Consider the following 15314-nt stretch of genomic DNA (forward strand, 5'->3'; position numbering starts at 1 on the left):
TCAGTAGCCGTCCACAGGTAAAGACTGTGGGCAAATCGTCTGTCCGCATGATTTGTGGATGGTTAATTTTCGCTGGCGGGACCAGAGTAGACGTTATGAAGACGTTGTCGATTGATGTTCGGCGGGCTGAACCGCATGATGCCCGAGCCATTTCGGAGGTGCACCGCCAGTCGTGGCAGTACACCTATACCGGCATCATTCCGCATCGTGCGCTCAGCCAGATGATCGAGCGCCGCGGCGAAGCCTGGTGGCGCAAGGCGACCAGTGGCCCGGCAACGCTTCTGGTTCTCGATGTCGCCGGCGAGATCGCCGGTTACGCCACGCTCGGTCTCAATCGTGCCCGCGCACTGCCTCAGGAAGGCGAGATCTACGAACTCTATCTGCGCCCGGAATATCAGGGCATCGGCCTTGGCCGGCTTCTCTTCGGCGAGGCGCGCCGGCTCCTGAAGTCGCTTGGCTGCAAGGGACTGGTCGTCTGGTGCCTCGAGGAAAACGAGAATGCCGACCGCTTCTATCGCGGTCAGGGCGGCGCCGATTTCTGCGAGGGTATCGAGACCTTCGACCGCAAGCAGCTCAAGAAGATCGGCTTCGTCTGGCCCTAAAGCGGTCGCGATCTTTCAAACTCGCTCCTTGCGCTCTAGGCTCTTGATATTGCGCATGTCGTTATCGCAAAACCGTTGCGCACTTTTGCGGGACATGCGTTAAGACGCCCGCTGCGACAATCGATTAAAATCCCGCACCGTCCCAATGCCTTGTTGCGTTGCGTCATGATTCCGATTATTTGGCTGGCAGCAACCATCCTTATTAGGGGACACGCATGCGCATCGACGCGATTTCCATTGGCAAGAACCCGCCCGAAGACGTCAACGTCATCGTTGAAGTTCCGGTCGGCGGTCATCCGATCAAGTATGAAATGGACAAGGACGCCGGCACGCTGGTTGTCGACCGTTTCCTCTACACGCCGATGACCTATCCGGGCAATTACGGCTTCGTCCCGCACACGCTCTCCGAAGACGGCGACCCGATCGACGTGCTGATCGCCAGCACCCGCCCGCTGGTTCCGGGCTGCGTCATCAACGTCCGCCCGATCGGCGTGCTGATGATGGAAGACAATTCCGGCAAGGACGAAAAGATCATTGCCGTTCCTTCGCCGAAGCTGACGCTGCGCTACGAGAAGGTTAGGGAATATACCGACCTGCCGGAAATCACGGTGAAGCAGATCGAGCACTTCTTCGAGCACTACAAGGATCTGGAGCCCGGCAAGTGGGTGAAGATCTACGGCTGGAAAGGCTCGAAGGAAGCCGGCGAACTCATTCTCGAAGCTATCGAGCGCGCCAAGAAGGCGAAGTGATCAGGTCTTATCAAATCCTCCGGGTCGCCATCGATCCGGAGGATTTTTTTACGCGCGGTCTCACCGGAAATCAGGCTGACCGAGGATTTGGAGGTGCCGAAGCTCTTGGCGATGAGCGCGATCAGCGCCTTGTTGGCCTTGCCCTTTTCCGGCACGGCGGAGACACGCGCCTTGAGATAGGCTTCGCCATCGGCGCCGGTCTCGAACCCGTCGATCGCATCACGCCCGCCATTGGGCGTGAGCCGGATGGACAATCTCACATGGTCGGCAAAAGCCTGCCAGGCATCGCTCACCGGCCGACGAGCGGATAAAGCGTGTTCCACATCAGGGAACGGAAGAAGAAGATGATCAGCAGCAGGATGATCGGCGAAATGTCGATGCCGCCGAGATCGGGCAGGATGCGCCGGATCGGACGGAGCGCCGGTTCCGTGACCGCATAGAGGAAACTTCCGACCGAGTTGACGAACTGATTGCTCGAATTAATGACATTGAATGCATAGAGCCATGAAAAAATGGCACTGGCGATCAGTACCCAAGTATAAAGATTCAAAGCCAGATCAATGGTTTGAAATAAGGCGAGCATATCCGTCTCCATTTCGCGGTTGACAGACATGTAGACATTGGCGACTTAACGGGCAAGTCCCATGCTTTGAAGCACGCTGAATCATGTTTAACAGGCCGAGCGTTCTCTACAGCTCCGGCCGGAAAGCCTCATCTCATGTCGTCGGTTCCGAGCGGTGACCGGTTTGCCGCTTTCAGGCACGTCGCCTACACCTATTTCTTCTTTGCCCGATTTCTGACGGCTTTCGCCACACAGGTGGTCAGCGTCTCCGTCGGCTGGCAGATGTATGACCATACCGGCAATCCGATCTATCTCGGCCTGATCGGCCTGGTGCAGTTCCTGCCTTCGCTGCTCCTGATCCTGGTGACCGGCACCGTCGCCGACCGCTACAACAGGCGCATGGTGGCCGCCATCTGCATTTTCGTCGGCACGATCTGTACTGCGGCACTACTGTTTCTGACGGTTTCCGGCACCTTCGCGCCGCTTCCGGTTTTCGCGATCCTTACCGTCTTCGGCATCGAGCGCGCCTTCATGACGCCGGCGACGCAGTCGCTTGCGCCCAATCTCATTCCGCCGAGGGATTTGCCGAACGCGGTGACCTGGAATTCCATGTCCTGGGATGCGGCCGCCATTCTCGGCCCCGTCGCGGGCGGTCTGCTCTACGGTGTCGGCCCGAGCGTTTCCTATACGGTCGCCGTCGTGTTCTTCGCCGCCGGTTCGCTGCTGACTTTCCTCATTCCGAAACCGCAGCAGCGTGTTGCGCATGAATCGAGAAGCTTGAAGGAGATCCTCGCAGGCTTCCATTTCATCTGGTCGGAAAAGGTGGTGCTCGGCGCCGTCTCGCTCGATCTCTTCGCCGTGCTGCTTGGCGGAGCCGTGGCGCTGATGCCGGTCTATGCGCGCGATATCCTGACGCTCGGTCCCTGGGGCCTCGGCCTGCTGCGCGCCGCGCCAAGCTTCGGCGCCATTGCCATGGGCCTGTTTCTGGCGACCTATCCCATCCGGCATCGTGCCGGGATCTACATGTTCAGCGGCGTCGCAATGTTTGGCTTGGGAACATTGATCTTCGGCATTTCGCATACGCCGTGGCTATCGATCGCGGCGCTCGCCATCATGGGCGCCTCCGACCTGATCTCGGTCTACGTCCGCGAAACTCTGATCACGCTCTGGACGCCGGACCACGTACGCGGCCGCGTCAATGCCGTGAACATGGTCTTCGTCGGTGCGTCGAACGAACTCGGCGAATTCCGCGCCGGCACTATGGCGCGCTATTTCGGCGCCGTCCCTGCCGTCGTCATCGGCGGCATCGGCACCTTGGCCGTCGCGATCATCTGGGCGAGCGGCTTCCCGCAACTGCGAAAGATCGATAGCCTGAATGCGCCGGACCGCGAGGGCGAGCCGCAGGTGGCGTAAGCCACAATTTTCTTGTCATGATGGCAAGTGCGCGCGCATGTTGTCGCCATGAGCAACATGACGAGCAACGAACCGATCGAGCCGGAGCCATCTGCTCCGCTGCCGGCTGCGTCCACCGAGCGCCAGCGCGCGTTCCGGCTCGTCGTGGGTATAGCCTGCCTGCTGGCGCTATTGGCGGTTTGGCAGGTTCTGACGTCGTTCGTCGCCTATACGGACGATGCCTATGTCACCACGAATTTCGTGACGATTGCCCCGCAGGTCACGGGCGTGATCGTCAGCGTCAACGTCGCCAACGACCAGGAGGTACGGCGCGGCGATCTTTTGGCTGTCATCGATAAGGTGCCGTTCCAGCTCGTCGTCGATCAACGCAAAGCAGCGGTTCAGGAAGCGGCTGTGAATCACAAGCTTGTCAACGATGAGCTGAAGGCTGCTCAGGATCGGCTGGCGGCTGCGACGGCCGCATTACAACAGGCCAGCGGTGATCAGAAGCAGGTGGCCTTGACGGCTGCCGACATGGTTTCCGCCCAACAGCGGGAGCAGGTGGCCGCCCGCGAGGCGGTCGATAAGGCTTCGCAGTCGGTTGTCAATCAGGACGCTGTCGCCGCGCAGGCTAAGGCCGCGCTTGCCTTGGCGGAATGGCAGCTCAGCCAGACCGAAATCCACACGCCCGCCGACGGCACGGTCAACAATCTCTCCGTCAGCGTGGGCGATACGGCCTCGGCCGGCAAGGCGCTCGTCGGCATCGTCGATGCGGCGGGCTGGCGCATCGTTGCGAACTACAAGGAGAACTACATCAGGAGCCTTAAGCCCGGCAAGGCAGCCTGGGTATGGCTCGACACGCATCCGTGGCGCCTCTATCGCGCTCGTATCGAAGGCGTGTCGCGCGGCATCAGCAGAGGCCCCAATCAGGATGGAATATTGCCCTATGTCGCTCCGACCACCGACTGGATCCGGCTGGGACGCCGCTTCCCGGTAACGCTGAAGCTGGCCGATCCCCCATCTGACCTCACCCTTTATATGGGATCGGATGCCAGCACACTGATCTTCCCATGAGGAAGGCTATCGCCGAGCTCGTCAATGCGATCCGCGGCGAGCTGGCAGAGCTCAGCCTTTCCGGCCCCCGCGTGTGGCAAGCCAATATCGCCGCCCTGGCGGTCGGACTCGCGCTCGTCCTTGCTTTGATGCTGAGGGTCAACAATCCCTGGTGGGCCGGGATCAGCGCCTTCCTGTGCGTGCAGGCGAGCCATCCGCAATCCTGGCAGAGAGGCGGGATGAGGATGGTGGGAACGCTCGTCGGCGCGGCGCTGAGCTTCGTCCTTGCACCCTGGGTCGTCTATGATCCTTTGGCGACGGTGCTGCTTCTTTTTGCCGCCGGTACGCTTGCCATCCTCGGCTCATTGCTGAGCCCCCACGGCCAGGCCTGGCTGCTTGGTGGGATCACGGCCATGATGGTGACGCTTGGTTCGTTGGATGATCCGACGCTGGCGCTTTCCATCGCTTTCTATCGTGCCGTCGAGATCGTGCTCGGTACTGCCACGGCGCTTCTGGTGACACGGCTACTGGCGCCTGCGGAAGGCGAGGCGGTGGCGCCGCCACCCGGTTGGCATAGTTTGTTCGGTCCCAACTGGCATGTGCTGTCGCATGCCATGCGAACGGGGATGGCGGTTGCGGCGGTGCCACTGGTCTGGCGGCAACTGGAGTTGCCTAACCTCAGCCAGATGGCGATTTCGATCGGCGCTGTCATGGCTGTTCCGACGCTGACCGGGATTTCGGAAAGGGACCAATCGGCGATTGCTCAGCGCATGTTGCAGCGGATAGCCGGGTGCATACTGGGCGGCTGTTTTGGCGCCATGGTGCTGTTCTTCCCGATCAGCCAATCCTTCGTACCCTGGCTGTTGTTGCTGATGGCAGGCACCTGGCTTTCCATGCAGATCCAGAGCGGGCGGTATGGCATCGCCGGCGTTGGTTCGCAGGCGGGCGTCGCATTGATCCTGACGCTTGTGCAGGATACAGGCCCCGCGGACAGCCTACTGCCGGCCATGAACCGCATCGCCGGCATGATTGGAGCCATAGGGCTTTTGGTGCTCATCAACCTGTTGGTTGGTCCGCCGCTCGGCATCCAATCAACGGCGGAGGAAAAGCAGAGCTGACGCGAAGGATGGGATGAGGCGGAGCCGATCAGGCCGCGATCGCCTGCTTGCCCTCGAAAATCAGATCGAGGAATTCGGATAGCCAGGCTTTGAGCGGTGGGTCAAAAATCATCCGGCCCTCCAGATGCTCGCGGCCCTTCTGGGCGTTCGGCATGCAGAAGCGGTGCTCGCCATGTACGACCCAGCGCTGCATCATGGCGCGGGTCAGTTCCGCGTGGAACTGCAGGCCCCAGGCATTGGCGCCGTAGCGATAGGCCTGGTTGGGATAGGTCTCGCCTGTCGCCAACAGATCGGCACCGTGAGGCAGTTCGAAACCTTCACGGTGAAAATGATAGACCATTTGCGGCCAGTGGCGCATCAAAAGCCGGCCTTTTTCCGTCGGCTGCAGCGGATACCAGCCGATTTCGGTCTTGCCGTCATCGCGGGCTTTGACCTTGGCGCCGAGGTGGCGGGCGAGCATCTGCGCGCCGAGGCAGATGCCGAGATAGGGGCGATTTTCCTTTAGCGGCACGTCGAGCCAATTGATCTCGGCCTTGACGAAATCGTCGGGATCATTGGCGCTCATCGGGCCGCCGAAGACCACCGCGCCGGCGTGACCTTCCAGCGTTGTCGGCAGCCGGTCGCCAAGCACCGGCCGACGGATGTCGAGATCGTAGCCCTTGTCCAAAAGCATCTGGCCGACGCGGCCGGCGCTGGAGCGTTCCTGATGCAGGACGATCAATACGGGGCCGCGTCTACCACCCCGCGGCGCCTCAATCATCATCCCCGGTTTCCTTCCTGGGACCCGGGGCGCGGGCGGCTGCCTCCTGGCGCTTGACGACGCGATCACGATCGGAAATGCCCAAGAGATCGGCGATGCGCCAGATCGCATGGTCCTCCATTTCGCTGCGTTCGCCATCCGCATAAACGATGTCCCAGAGGATGCCGAGAAGTTCGAGGCGCTGTTCGCTGTTGAGATGGCGCTTCAGATCGGAAGTGAAGCGGTAATAATCGACCGCCTCGCTCTCGGCCTCCTGACCGGCCGCAATCAGCGCGTCGAGCTGGCGGCCGTCGAGACCGTATTGGCTCTTCAGCAGCTTGCGAAGCCGCTTCTTCTCGCTTTCCTCGATCTTGCCATCCGCCTCCATCACCTGGAAACAGAGCGCGGCAACCGCGATACGCGGATCGTCGGGAGCAAAACCGGACTTGGGGTTTTCCCTGGTCAGATTTTGGAAGAATTCCTGAAAGCGTTCAAACATTCGATTCCATTCTTAGAAGAGCTTCAGCCGTGTCTTGGGTTCCGGTTCAAGCTTGAGATCTTTCACGCCCGGATCATCCGGCGCACCGCCGAAGAAGGGCTTTGGTTCCGGCTCCTTCGCCGGCTCGAATTTGGCGGGACGCGCGGGAGCCGGCTTCGTTGCGACCGGCTCCAATTCTATAACAGATGTATCGGCAGCCGGCGAAGCAACTGTTGGTGAGGTCGGTTGCGCCGCGGCGGTTGCGGGAGCTGCCTCGCGCACCGGCGGCAGCGACCGCAGCGCGGCGTCGACCGAGGCGATCGTACCCTCTTCCACCGGGCCTTCGAGTTGGCCGAAGGGCGCTTTCCATTCGAAGGCGTCGAGGCGGCCGGTAATCGGCGACAGCGGCAGCCATTTGTCGGAAACGACGCCATCGGCTAGCCAGGCCGGATCGCGTGGCGCGCGCAATGCCTGCGCCATCCAGTGGCGGATGCGGCCCTGATCTCCGGTTTCGGCCTCTTCGATGTCGGCGAGCAGTAGGAACGCGCCTTCGCGGGCATCGATGCGGGCCGCGGCTTCCGCCTTGGTGCGAGCCTTGGCGAAATCACGGGCGTCGAGTGCGGCCTTTGCCGTGATCAGCAGTGCTTCGACGTTGTTCGGGCGGATCGCCTCCAGTCGCTCGGCACGCTTCAGGCGATCGGCGACGGAATCGCCACTGCGGGCGCGGACATAGGCTCTGCCGATCTCCGGATGCGGCTCCGCCTTCCAGACCTGTTCAAGAATAGAAGCGGCCTTGCGGACTTTGTCTTCGCGAAACAATGCCTTGGCGGCGGTGAGCGCGGCCGGCACGAAATCAGGGGACTGCTTCAGCGCGGCCAGCGCATCGTCCCGGGCGCCGGATGGATCGCCTTCGAGCTTTTCATTGGCTCGTGCGGTCAGCAATACAGCACGCTGGCGGTTGGCAGTGTCCTTGTCGATGACACGGGCGATCTTCTGCTGGTCGAGAAGCTTGATGGCTTCGTCCCAATCGCCGGCCTGGCTGCGATATTCCAGCGTCGCCTGTGCTGCCCAAGGCAGATAGGGCGCCTGGTCGGCAGCTTTTTCGGCATAGTGCCGTGCTGCTTCATGCGCGCCGAGACGTTTGGCTTCGAGATAAAGACCGCGCAGACCCAGTTCGCGGGTTTCCGGGTCGTTGGCCATCAGCTCGAATTTTTGGCGGGCCTCGTCATGCTTACCCTCGATCAGCGCAGCCTGCGCTTCTAGCAGGTTGATCAGCGGCTCCTGATCGGCGCGGATGAGGCCGCGCGTGCGCGCCGCCATCTTGCGGGCAAGCAACGCGTTGCCAGCGCCGGCGGCGATCAGCCCCGTGGACAAAGCCTGATAGCCGCGGTCGCGCTTGCGGGCGCGAAAATAGCGGGTGACGGAATGCGGCGAGGTCCAGATCAGGCGGATGAACCACCAGACCACCATGACGGCGGCGATCAGCGCGATCAGGATGCCGGCGGCGACGATAAGCCTGGTTTGATAGAGTTCGCCGCCCCAGACCAGCGAAAGATCGCCGGGGCGATCCGCAAGCCAGGAAAAGCCATAGCCAAGCACCAGGACGAGAACGGCGAAAATAAGCAGTCTGATCATTCTCTTCCCCGCCCTCAGCTTTGTTTTCCGGTGTCGGCGATCGCCTTCGACAGCGCGTCGCCGACCAGGTCCTCGACCCGGATGCGAGCTTCCAATGATTGCTTGAAGGCGGCGGAGGCCGATTTGGCGGCGTCCGGCAGGCTATTCCATTCGGTGACCGCGCCGGGCAGATCGCCATTCTTCACCTTGTCCTCGAAGCGGGCGGCAATGGCTTCGACGCTGTCGCCGGTGACGTTGCCGACCGGGCGCACCTGCACCAGGGATTTGGCACTGGTCAGCAACCGGTCGCTCCAGCTTTGATTGGGATCGTCCTGCTGCGTCGAGCTGACGATCGCGGTGGCAACGTCGGATACCCGGCGAATGAGATCGGCGCGCGAAGGAATGCCGGTCTGGGCGAAAGCCTTGAGATCAGCAACTGCGGGGTCATTGGGTGCGACATTGGCGTAGGTATCGAGCTCCGGCTGGAATGGGCCGCCGCGATCGATCGCCGCCTTCAGGGCCGCCGCCGCGATAGCGCGGGCGACTGCGCTTTCCTGGCTAGGCGCGTTCAGCTTCTTTTCAGCGTCTTCAAGACGCTTGCTGACATCGGCGTCGGATGAGGCCTGACTTTGCGTCGCCTGGGCGAGGCTCGCCTTCAATTGATCCACTTCGGCGCTGAGCGCGGCGATCTTCTGGTCGGCATCGCCGCTACTCGTACCCGACGATCCGCCTGCGGCCGTATTGTTGGCGGCCGCTGTCTCGAGGGCTGCGACGCGGGCGGTAAGGGTGGCGTCGGGCGATGGAGCACCGGCGAGCTTGGACACGGTCTGCTTCAGGCCGTCGATTTCGTCGCTAAGCGCGGCAATATCGGCGGAATGATCTTTTGCCGGCCTGCTGCCGGGCAGGAGGCCGGCATATTGGATGGCGCCGACGCAGATGAGGGAGATCAGGCCGCCGACAATGCCCGCGGCGATCAGGCCAGACGTTGCGCCGGGCTGCCGCTGGGGCGCGGAGGGTTGTTCGGCATAGGAACGCGCGGGTTCTGGTTCGGGGGCGGTTGCGACCTTTTCATCTTCCGCCGCAGTTTCCGCGACTGGCCGATCGGCCTCCTCCTCTAACGGCTCCTTTTCCGTTTCCGGCGGTATTTCCACCTCATTGGCGGACGAGCTGCCGGGTTCGCTGTGATGGCGCTCCGTCATCTCTTCGGAAGCCGCGGCTTGAGCGGTTTCCTCAGCTTCCAGATCAATCGTGATCGGCTCATCGTTGGGCTTCGAATGGTTTGGCGGATTTCCCGATACCATGAGGTCCTCTTTTCATGCGCTGCAGCGAAAGTAGACAGACAAGTCGATTATGGAAAGAGCTTAGATCAAAATTGCGACCTCACTTCGCGGCAAGAAGCGCCAGAAGGCTGTCTTCATCCGGCATATTAGCGATATCCACATGAGAATGCAGCGAAGTCGGGACGGCCTCGGCAATCACTTCGCTAAGACAGAGGAATCTTGTCGAAGTGAGGAGGTTCGAGTGGCGTTGCAGGAAAGGCAGGCTGAAGAATCGTTTCGCCGTCAGATGCGAATAGAGCAGCACCGCATCGGCGGAAGCATCGAGAAAGAGCCGGCGAAGGGTCGCGTCGTCGATGACGATATCCTGCATCCGGTAGCACTCGACCGTCTGGAACGGGATATTCAGCCCCTTCAATCTTGCTTCGAAACCTGCGGCGCGTGGTGAACCTGCGAGATAGAGCAGCGGGGCTTGAGAAATATCGGTCCATTCGCGGGAAACCAGTTCCGCCAGCTCGGCGCCGCTGCCCTCGGATGCGAAAACATGGATGAAACCAAGTTTTTGAGCCTCGTCAGCGGTCGCTTTGCCGACTGCGAAAAGCGGGCGGCTGAGATGAGGCTTGAGGGGCTGGCCTATCGCGCCCAATGTGCGGATAGCTTCGGCACTGGTAACGGCAACAGTGCCCTCGGTGTTCGACAGGGCTTGTCGGGTCGCGTCGACATGGCGGACAGGCTTTGATAGTGGCAGGAGCACTGCCTCATGCCCCATCTCCGCAAGCCTGCGGGCGGTGCGTTCACCCGAATGCTCAGGACGGGTGACGACGACGCGCATCCGGTATCAGGTCCAGTTTTCGAAGAAGGTGGTGCCTGCTTCGGCGCGGATCGCCTGGCCGGCATTGGTGCCGAGCGCCTCGGCATCCCGACGGTGACCTTCGATGGTGGTGGTGTACACCTGCTGGCCGTCGGGCGTCAGGATCATGCCGAAGAACCTGATGTGATCGCCCTCGCAGACAGCATAGCCGGCAATCGGCGTGCGGCAGGAGCCGTCGAGCGCTGCCAGGAAACCGCGCTCGCACGAAACGGTGTCGAAGGTCGGTCCGTCATTGATGGCGGAGAGCAGGTCGTTCGTCCTGTCGTCACCGATGCGGCTTTCGATGCAGATCGCACCTTGTGCCGGCGCTGGCGGGAATTCGTCCGGGTCGAGAATGTCGGTGATTACATCCACCTTGCCGAGCCGCTTCAGGCCGGCAAGCGCCAAGAGGGTTGCGTCCGCCTGGCCTTCTTCCAGCTTGCGCAGCCGCGTTTCGACCAAGCCGCGGAAGACAATGACGTTGATATCGGGACGTAGGCGCCGGATCAGCGCCTGGCGGCGCAGCGACGCAGAGCCGACGGTCGCGCCGTGCGGCAGCTCGATCAGCTTCGGCGCGGTGCGGCCAATAAAGGAGTCGCGGATATCTTCGCGCGGCAGATAGGCAGATAGCGACAGCCCTTCGGGCAGCTTCGTCGCCATGTCCTTGGCCGAATGAACGGCAAAGTCGAGTTCGCCTGTGATCAGTTTCTGTTCCAGCTCTTCCGTGAACAGGCCTTTGCCGCCGATCGCCGCCAGCGAACGATCGGTAATGCGGTCGCCCTTGGTGCTCAGAACGACGATCTCGAACATCTCCTCCGGCAAGCCATGCGCCGCCATCAGGCGGTCGCGGGTCTCGTGCGCCTGCGCCAACGCAAGTGGGCTGCCACGCGTGCCGATCCGGAAAGGTTTTGTTTGCATCCGCTTTGATCCGTTGTTACCGACAGTTCCCGTAACCATATTTCCGCTTCATCGCAATCGACCAACAGGCAACGAACAGCTTCCATGGCGCCATTTCTTCGCATTCTCGGCATCGAAACAAGCTGCGACGAAACCGCCGCGGCCATTGTCGAGCGCCGGGACGACGGCACGGCCACGATTGCCTCCGACGTGGTTTTGAGCCAGTTGGATGAGCATAGCGCCTATGGCGGCGTCGTGCCCGAAATTGCTGCGCGGGCCCATGTCGAGGCGCTGGATACGTTGATCGACGAGGCCCTGAAGCGCGCCAATGTGTCGCTGTCCGATGTCGATGCCATCGCTGCCACATCCGGTCCCGGTCTGATCGGCGGCCTGCTCGTCGGGCTGATGACCGGCAAGGCGATATCGAGGGCGACCGGCAAGCCGCTCTACGCTATCAACCATTTAGAGGGCCATGCGCTGACGGCAAGGCTGACGGATGGTCTCACCTTTCCTTATCTGATGCTGCTCGTCTCCGGCGGCCATACGCAATTGATCCTGGTGCGCGGCGTCGGCGAATACGAGCGCTGGGGCACGACCATCGACGATGCGCTGGGCGAAGCCTTCGACAAGACGGCGAAGCTGCTCGGTCTTCCCTATCCCGGTGGTCCGGCGGTCGAAGAGGCGGCGAAGAACGGTAATCCGGATCGATTCGATTTTCCGCGGCCGCTGGTCGGCGAGACCCGCCTTGATTTCTCCTTCTCCGGCCTCAAGACCGCGGTGCGGCAGGCGGCAACGGCGATCGCGCCGGTGACCGAACAGGATATCGCCGACATCTGCGCCTCCTTCCAGAAGGCGATTTCGCGCACCTTGAAGGACCGGATCGGGCGCGGCCTGCAGCGCTTCAAGAAGGAATTTCCGAAGACGGCGGACAAGCCGGCGCTGGTGGTTGCCGGCGGGGTCGCGGCCAATCTCGAGCTGCGGCGCACGCTACAGGAACTCTGCGATCTCAATGGGTTCCGCTTCATCGCGCCGCCGCTGCGGCTCTGCACCGATAATGCCGTGATGATCGCCTGGGCGGGGCTGGAGCGCATGGCGACAGGCGCGGCACCCGACGGCCTCGATGTGCAGCCGCGCTCGCGCTGGCCGCTCGATCAGAAGGCGGAGACTCTTTTGGGGCATGGCAAACGAGGAGCAAAGGCATGAGCGGCAATGAACGCATTGCAGTGATCGGCGCCGGCGCCTTCGGCACGGCGCTCGCCTCCGTCATCGCCTTGACCGGTAAGAGCCAGGTGACACTGGTCGGGCGCAATGCGGCTGTCATGGCCGATCTCAGCGCTGACCGGATCCATGATGCGGCGTTGCCGGGTATCGATTTGCCGGATTCGCTGCAATTTTCCGCCGAGCCGGACGCGGTTTCGGACGCCGGCATCGTGCTGTTTGCCATGCCGTCGCAGGCGCAGGCGGATGCGGCACGTCATTACGGACCTTATCTCGCAGAGGATGCCGTCGTCGTTACCTGTGCCAAGGGCATCGACAAGGTCTCCGGCGATCTCTTGACCGACATGCTGGAGCGGGAATTGCCGCATCACGCCATCGCGGTTCTCTCCGGTCCGGGCTTTGCGACCGATATTGCCAAGGGCCTGCCGACGGCAATGGCGATCGCCGCCGGCGACATGGCGGTGGCGGAACGACTGGCGCAGGCGATTTCCGGGCCGACATTCCGTCTCTATGCGTCCGACGATCGCGTCGGCGTGCAGCTTGGCGGCGCGCTGAAGAATGTTTTGGCCATTGCCTGCGGCATTGTCGAAGGGCGCGGCATCGGCGATTCGGCACGCGCGGCGCTGATCAGCCGCGGTCTGGCGGAAATGTCGCGCTTTGTCTGCGCCAAGGGCGGCAAGGCGGAAACGGTGCGCGGGCTCTCTGGCCTCGGCGATCTCGTGCTGACCGCGACCAGCCACCAATCCCGCAACCTGCGTTTCGGCATCGCGCTCGGCCGCGGCGAGGCGGCGGACCCATCGCATGGCGATCTCGTCGAAGGCGCCTATGCCGCCTCCATCGCGGCGCGGCTGGCACGCAAGCTTGGGGTCGATATGCCGATCGCCGAAGCGGTCTCGGCCATCATCGACGGCAAACTGGATATCCCGACGGCAATCGAGCAGTTGATGACGCGGCCGATTACGACGGAATGACTTGGCGCTTGAGTGTGGGGCGATTACTGGATATATTACTGGTAATAAGTCGGAGGCCGCGATGAGCAGTTCCCAAAAGCGTGCAATCAAAAATTATCGGTCGCGTCTTGAAGAACGTGGTCTAGCCCGTTTCGAGGTGCTTGGCCTTGATGGCGATCGTGCGCTCATTCGCTCGCTCGCGCGGCGTCTGGCGGAAGGGGGGACCGATGCGGCCCATATCCGTAATGTCCTGAACCAGGCGATCGCCGGCGAGCCGAAGAAGAAGGGTGGCGTTTATGCGTGGCTGCGCAGTTCGCCGCTTGTTGGAGCGGATCTCGATCTTGAACGGGTTCACGGCGAAGTGCGCGAGATCGATCTTTGACCCGTTATTTGCTCGATACCAATATTATCAGCAATACGGTCAAGCCGGAGCCGGCGCCTAGTCTTGCCGGCTGGTTTCAAGCACAGATAGATGATGACCTCTTCATCGCAGCGTCCACGATCGCCGAGATTCAGCGTGGGATTTTGATCAAGCCAGCAGGACGCAAACGGGACGATCTCGAAACCTGGTTTCTTGGCGCACAGGGACCGTTGGCATATTTTGCCGGACGCATTCTTCCCTTCGACGAGAGTGCTGCCCTAATATGGGCGCAACTCATGGCGGAGGGGCGAGCGGCCGGGCGACAGCGTGACCCCATGGACATGTTGATCGCCTCCGTGGCAATTGCGAATGAATGCATTATCGCAACGGACAACGAGGCGGACTTTTGGGGCCTCGACATCGTCAACCCCCTTCGCGCAGGGACAGGATGACTGGCGGCGTGCAAGGCTTCATCCATCACCATCAATGATCTGCTGATTCCCATAGGAGAATGAAAACATGCTGTTTGCCTTTGTCTGCAAGGACAAGCCCGGTCACCTGAATGTCCGCATGGACACGCGCCCCGCCCATCTCGAGTATCTGAACAAGCTCAATGCCGAGGGTACGCTGAAGATGGCGGGTCCATTCCTCGATGCGGATGGAAAGTCGAATGGCACCCTCGCCATCGTCAGCGCCGAAACGATCGAAGCGGCGAAGGCGATCGCCGATGCCGATCCCTATACAAAGGTCGGCCTGTTCGAGAGCGTCGAGATCAAGCCGTTCAACTGGGTCTTCAACAATCCGGAGGCATGAAACATGGCGCATTGGCTGTATAAATCCGAGCCGTCTTCCTGGTCCTGGGAGGCCCAGAAAAAGGCTGGCGAGAAGGGCACGGAATGGACCGGCGTACGCAACTATCTCGCCCGCAACAACATGCGGGCGATGCAGATCGGCGACAAGGGCTTCTTCTATCATTCCAATGACGGGCTTGAGATCGTCGGCATTGTCGAGGTCTGCGCGCTGTCGCATCCGGATTCGACCGCCAAGGACGATCCGCGCTGGGATTGCGTGGATATCCGCGCCGTTTGCGACATGCCGAAGCCCGTCTCGCTGAAGGATATCAAGGCCAATCCGAAACTTTCGCAGATGTCGCTCGTCACGTCGATGCGGCTTTCCGTGCAGCCGGTGACTGACGAGGAATATCTCGAAGTCTGCCGCATGGGCGAACTCGACAATCCGCCCGTCTGACACTTAGCTCGAGGATGATTTGAAGACCGATCCGGAAAGTTTCATTCGTGCGAACACCAGTCTCATGGCGCCGCCGCATGTGCCGGAAATCCGACTGCATCTGGCAAGCGAAGCCCATGATCTCTGGCTGAAGACGGAGGAAGAACTCGAGGCGATCGGTCTGCCGCCGCCGTTTTGGGCTTTCGCCTGGGCGGGCGGGCAGGGGC

Annotated in this window: 19 protein-coding genes and 1 pseudogene; 12 read left to right on the forward strand and 8 right to left on the reverse strand. The window is 61.6% G+C overall.

Features of this window, described 5'->3' with window-relative positions:
- Positions 1-95: 95 nt before the first annotated feature.
- A complete protein-coding gene (locus QD357_RS07310; protein WP_104824627.1) occupies positions 96-602 on the forward strand; it encodes a GNAT family N-acetyltransferase in 507 nt (168 codons plus the stop codon).
- Between the two features lie 215 nt (positions 603-817).
- Complete coding sequence (gene ppa / locus QD357_RS07315; RefSeq protein ID WP_028751314.1) at positions 818-1351, forward strand: inorganic diphosphatase; 534 nt, start codon at positions 818-820, stop codon at positions 1349-1351.
- Here the strand turns inward: ppa and QD357_RS07320 are convergent.
- Together QD357_RS07320 and QD357_RS07325 are read right to left on the reverse strand one after the other, a co-directional pair.
- The gene (locus QD357_RS07320; RefSeq protein ID WP_107109612.1) at positions 1276-1644 is read right to left on the reverse strand and encodes a DUF167 domain-containing protein; all 369 of its coding nucleotides are present in this window, start codon (positions 1642-1644) and stop codon (positions 1276-1278) included. The genes ppa and QD357_RS07320 overlap by 76 nt on opposite strands.
- Complete coding sequence (locus QD357_RS07325) at positions 1641-1934, reverse strand: YggT family protein (protein ID WP_107109611.1); 294 nt, start codon at positions 1932-1934, stop codon at positions 1641-1643. Before QD357_RS07325 ends, QD357_RS07320 begins: the two co-directional genes overlap by 4 nt.
- 135 nt (positions 1935-2069) lie before the next feature.
- On the opposite strand from QD357_RS07325, the gene QD357_RS07330 reads away from it, so the two are divergent.
- Genes QD357_RS07330 through QD357_RS07340 form a run of 3 tightly spaced genes read left to right on the forward strand, consistent with a single transcriptional unit; the run spans position 2070 to position 5476 of the window.
- The gene (locus QD357_RS07330; protein ID WP_107109610.1) at positions 2070-3326 is read left to right on the forward strand and encodes an MFS transporter; all 1257 of its coding nucleotides are present in this window, start codon (positions 2070-2072) and stop codon (positions 3324-3326) included.
- A 48-nt stretch (positions 3327-3374) separates the two neighbouring features.
- Positions 3375-4379, forward strand: coding sequence for an HlyD family secretion protein (locus tag QD357_RS07335; protein ID WP_245407522.1), 1005 nt, complete (start codon positions 3375-3377; stop codon positions 4377-4379).
- Positions 4376-5476, forward strand: a complete 1101-nt coding sequence (locus tag QD357_RS07340; protein ID WP_107109609.1) for an FUSC family protein — start codon at positions 4376-4378, stop codon at positions 5474-5476. The genes QD357_RS07335 and QD357_RS07340 overlap by 4 nt, the downstream gene beginning before the upstream one ends.
- A 28-nt stretch (positions 5477-5504) precedes the next feature.
- Here QD357_RS07340 and QD357_RS07345 read toward each other — a convergent pair whose 3' ends face one another.
- The 6 genes from QD357_RS07345 to hemC form a co-directional block, all read right to left on the reverse strand.
- The gene (locus QD357_RS07345) at positions 5505-6236 is read right to left on the reverse strand and encodes a glutamine amidotransferase (RefSeq protein ID WP_107109932.1); all 732 of its coding nucleotides are present in this window, start codon (positions 6234-6236) and stop codon (positions 5505-5507) included.
- On the reverse strand, positions 6229-6714 hold the full coding sequence (locus tag QD357_RS07350; protein ID WP_107109608.1) for a TerB family tellurite resistance protein: 486 nt from the start codon (positions 6712-6714) through the stop codon (positions 6229-6231). The genes QD357_RS07345 and QD357_RS07350 overlap by 8 nt, the downstream gene beginning before the upstream one ends.
- 12 nt (positions 6715-6726) lie before the next feature.
- Complete coding sequence (locus tag QD357_RS07355) at positions 6727-8328, reverse strand: heme biosynthesis protein HemY (protein WP_107109607.1); 1602 nt, start codon at positions 8326-8328, stop codon at positions 6727-6729.
- A 14-nt stretch (positions 8329-8342) separates the two neighbouring features.
- Positions 8343-9608 carry a COG4223 family protein gene (locus QD357_RS07360; protein WP_107109606.1) on the reverse strand — a complete coding sequence of 422 codons (1266 nt, stop codon included), beginning with the start codon at positions 9606-9608 and terminating at the stop codon, positions 8343-8345.
- 79 nt (positions 9609-9687) lie between these two features.
- Positions 9688-10416, reverse strand: coding sequence for a uroporphyrinogen-III synthase (locus tag QD357_RS07365; RefSeq protein WP_107109605.1), 729 nt, complete (start codon positions 10414-10416; stop codon positions 9688-9690).
- Positions 10417-10422: 6 nt separating this feature from the next.
- Positions 10423-11352 carry a hydroxymethylbilane synthase gene (gene hemC, locus QD357_RS07370; protein ID WP_107109604.1) on the reverse strand — a complete coding sequence of 310 codons (930 nt, stop codon included), beginning with the start codon at positions 11350-11352 and terminating at the stop codon, positions 10423-10425.
- Between the two features lie 84 nt (positions 11353-11436).
- Between hemC and tsaD the strand changes: the two genes are divergently transcribed.
- The 7 genes and pseudogenes from tsaD to QD357_RS07405 form a co-directional block, all read left to right on the forward strand.
- Entirely contained in the window at positions 11437-12534 is a 1098-nt protein-coding gene (gene tsaD / locus QD357_RS07375) for a tRNA (adenosine(37)-N6)-threonylcarbamoyltransferase complex transferase subunit TsaD (RefSeq protein WP_107109603.1), read from the forward strand.
- Complete coding sequence (locus QD357_RS07380; RefSeq protein WP_107109602.1) at positions 12531-13520, forward strand: NAD(P)H-dependent glycerol-3-phosphate dehydrogenase; 990 nt, start codon at positions 12531-12533, stop codon at positions 13518-13520. The genes tsaD and QD357_RS07380 overlap by 4 nt, the downstream gene beginning before the upstream one ends.
- A gap of 61 nt (positions 13521-13581) precedes the next feature.
- The gene (locus tag QD357_RS07385) at positions 13582-13881 is read left to right on the forward strand and encodes a hypothetical protein (RefSeq protein ID WP_107109601.1); all 300 of its coding nucleotides are present in this window, start codon (positions 13582-13584) and stop codon (positions 13879-13881) included.
- Entirely contained in the window at positions 13878-14312 is a 435-nt protein-coding gene (locus QD357_RS07390; RefSeq protein ID WP_107109600.1) for a type II toxin-antitoxin system VapC family toxin, read from the forward strand. The genes QD357_RS07385 and QD357_RS07390 overlap by 4 nt, the downstream gene beginning before the upstream one ends.
- A 67-nt stretch (positions 14313-14379) precedes the next feature.
- Positions 14380-14673, forward strand: coding sequence for a YciI-like protein (locus QD357_RS07395; protein ID WP_107109599.1), 294 nt, complete (start codon positions 14380-14382; stop codon positions 14671-14673).
- A 3-nt stretch (positions 14674-14676) separates the two neighbouring features.
- Complete coding sequence (locus QD357_RS07400) at positions 14677-15108, forward strand: EVE domain-containing protein (RefSeq protein ID WP_107109598.1); 432 nt, start codon at positions 14677-14679, stop codon at positions 15106-15108.
- A 19-nt stretch (positions 15109-15127) separates the two neighbouring features.
- Positions 15128-15314 (forward strand): annotated as a pseudogene (locus QD357_RS07405) (methyltransferase); the annotation flags it as partial.

Origin of the sequence: Rhizobium sp. BR 317, from assembly GCF_047445835.1 — a bacterium.
In the GTDB taxonomy this organism is placed as follows: Bacteria; Pseudomonadota; Alphaproteobacteria; order Rhizobiales; family Rhizobiaceae; genus Rhizobium; species Rhizobium paranaense.

Bases quoted from the DNA above. Each gene is read 5' to 3' on its own strand.
- QD357_RS07310 (WP_104824627.1), top strand. From the start codon at position 96: ATGAAGACGTTGTCGATTGATGTTCGGCGGGCTGAACCGCATGATGCC.
- ppa (WP_028751314.1), top strand. From the start codon at position 818: ATGCGCATCGACGCGATTTCCATTGGCAAGAACCCGCCCGAAGACGTC.
- QD357_RS07325 (WP_107109611.1), bottom strand. From the start codon at position 1,934: ATGCTCGCCTTATTTCAAACCATTGATCTGGCTTTGAATCTTTATACT.
- QD357_RS07330 (WP_107109610.1), top strand. From the start codon at position 2,070: ATGTCGTCGGTTCCGAGCGGTGACCGGTTTGCCGCTTTCAGGCACGTC.
- QD357_RS07335 (WP_245407522.1), top strand. From the start codon at position 3,375: ATGAGCAACATGACGAGCAACGAACCGATCGAGCCGGAGCCATCTGCT.
- QD357_RS07340 (WP_107109609.1), top strand. From the start codon at position 4,376: ATGAGGAAGGCTATCGCCGAGCTCGTCAATGCGATCCGCGGCGAGCTG.
- QD357_RS07345 (WP_107109932.1), bottom strand. From the start codon at position 6,236: ATGATTGAGGCGCCGCGGGGTGGTAGACGCGGCCCCGTATTGATCGTC.
- QD357_RS07350 (WP_107109608.1), bottom strand. From the start codon at position 6,714: ATGTTTGAACGCTTTCAGGAATTCTTCCAAAATCTGACCAGGGAAAAC.
- QD357_RS07355 (WP_107109607.1), bottom strand. From the start codon at position 8,328: ATGATCAGACTGCTTATTTTCGCCGTTCTCGTCCTGGTGCTTGGCTAT.
- QD357_RS07360 (WP_107109606.1), bottom strand. From the start codon at position 9,608: ATGGTATCGGGAAATCCGCCAAACCATTCGAAGCCCAACGATGAGCCG.
- QD357_RS07365 (WP_107109605.1), bottom strand. From the start codon at position 10,416: ATGCGCGTCGTCGTCACCCGTCCTGAGCATTCGGGTGAACGCACCGCC.
- hemC (WP_107109604.1), bottom strand. From the start codon at position 11,352: ATGCAAACAAAACCTTTCCGGATCGGCACGCGTGGCAGCCCACTTGCG.
- tsaD (WP_107109603.1), top strand. From the start codon at position 11,437: ATGGCGCCATTTCTTCGCATTCTCGGCATCGAAACAAGCTGCGACGAA.
- QD357_RS07380 (WP_107109602.1), top strand. From the start codon at position 12,531: ATGAGCGGCAATGAACGCATTGCAGTGATCGGCGCCGGCGCCTTCGGC.
- QD357_RS07385 (WP_107109601.1), top strand. From the start codon at position 13,582: ATGAGCAGTTCCCAAAAGCGTGCAATCAAAAATTATCGGTCGCGTCTT.
- QD357_RS07395 (WP_107109599.1), top strand. From the start codon at position 14,380: ATGCTGTTTGCCTTTGTCTGCAAGGACAAGCCCGGTCACCTGAATGTC.
- QD357_RS07400 (WP_107109598.1), top strand. From the start codon at position 14,677: ATGGCGCATTGGCTGTATAAATCCGAGCCGTCTTCCTGGTCCTGGGAG.